The organism is Rothia sp. 32237D007AR (assembly GCF_053544675.1).
In genome coordinates this window covers 1-1681 of sequence record NZ_JBPPUO010000027.1, presented here as the reverse complement: position 1 = coordinate 1681, position 1681 = coordinate 1, and the positions used below count along the sequence as shown (strand labels likewise).

Sequence of the window (1681 nt, the reverse complement as noted above, 5' to 3'; positions counted from 1 at the left end):
ACCCCTTATGAATGAGCCTCAAGACTGATGTGTGTAGTTAATTGATATCGCGTCTGCGCATAATTACGATACTAATGAAAAGCGATATAAGGGAATAGATAGCTAGAATTGACAAAGCAATAGGGGCGGAATGGGTATCAACCACCCCTGGAGTTCCGCCTTGCATCATGGGAGTGGCACCCAGTGTATGCGCCAGTGATCCGCCTGCAGGCCCGAGGAGAATTTTCTGGATAAAAGAGAGCGACGGCCACATGAGTGATAGCCCTGCGATGATATTCTCAAAGGCTAATGTCCATAGCAATCCAACCGACAATGCCAATGCAAGGTTCTTCGTCAAGATTGCTAGCATCATACCAATCCAACATGAAGTAATTCCAATTGCAATTGCAGCTCCCCATGAGGCAAGTAAAAGCGTCAGGCTTGGCCAAGATTCATCTACTTGTCCTATGTGAGACATAATAAAACTTGTAATTAAGGCAAATATATGGGCAATAGTGACAATTACTGCTGCGGTTATTGCACCGACCATAAATTTTGCCATGATAATTTCTGTACGATTAGGTCCCTGTGTAAACCTGATTTTCCATGTCCCCCATCCAAATTCGCTACCTGTAATGCAAGCTCCAAGAATCAGGAAGATTGCACCACCAAACATAGGATAGCTACCTACTGACGTGGCAGGAAATTTTGGAAGAGAGATAACCTCCATCACTGCTGACGCATCGTCAGGGTTAGGCAAGGTCTTTGCAACGATATACGGAATACCATAGGCGAAGAATAAAACCATCAGCGTCCATAACGCCCCGATAATGTAACCCAGGGGACGTTTACGCATCAAAAAAAGTTCAGAACGCATTGCTTCAGTCATTGATTTTTCTCCAAATCACGAGCGATCAAATCAAAAAAATACTGCTCAAGGTTAGTGGAATGTTTGTCAAGGGTTTCATCTGCTATTTTCCGACCTTCGTTAAGGACGATGATACGCGAACACATGAGTTGAATTTCATTGAGCTGATGCGAAGAAATTAAAACAGTACGGTCCTCGCTAACTATGTTATCTATGAGGTCACGCATTTCTTTGACGCCCTGTGGGTCGAGACCGTTCATGGGTTCATCGATAATCAGCAACTCTGGATCCCCCAATAATGCTTGGGCAACTGCTAAACGTTGCTTCATTCCCATCGAGTAAGTTTTGAACTTGCGATCGGCTGCAGAGGCCAGACCGACTCGTTTGAGATTGAAATTTACAAAGTTCGGATTGATAGATTTTGCTAAAGCCGCCATAGTGAGACAGTCACGCCCAGTCATACCAGGCATGAAAGCAGGAGATTCAATGGTTGCGCCAATCTTTTGAAGGCTTCGTTGAGACCCTGGTAGCTCATCCAGGACGCGTACATGACCATTAGACGGTCTAACGAGACCTAGCAGTATGCGCATCAACGTGGTTTTTCCTGCTCAGTTTGCTCCTAAAAGCCCCACAACTTCACCAGGATTTAGATCAAACGAGATGTTAGAAAGAGCAACTGTACTTCCGTAGTTCTTCGAGACATTTTCGAAACGGGCTATAGTCTTATGAGGCAAATTTTTATTTGTGGAATCCATTATTTTCTATTGTTTGCAGGGAGTACTATCACTACGCGATGTGGGCTATATATAACTATGAGGCTCATTCATAATGGGG

General features: G+C 44.2%; 1 protein-coding gene and 1 pseudogene. Both read right to left on the bottom strand.

The window, feature by feature from the left end:
• Positions 1-37: 37 nt before the first annotated feature.
• Positions 38-868 carry an ABC transporter permease gene (locus ACED87_RS09370; protein WP_449090013.1) on the bottom strand — a complete coding sequence of 277 codons (831 nt, stop codon included), beginning with the start codon at positions 866-868 and terminating at the stop codon, positions 38-40.
• Positions 865-1443, bottom strand: a pseudogene (locus ACED87_RS09365) (ABC transporter ATP-binding protein); the annotation flags it as partial. The gene ACED87_RS09370 and the pseudogene ACED87_RS09365, both read right to left, overlap by 4 nt.
• Positions 1444-1681 lie beyond the last annotated feature (238 nt).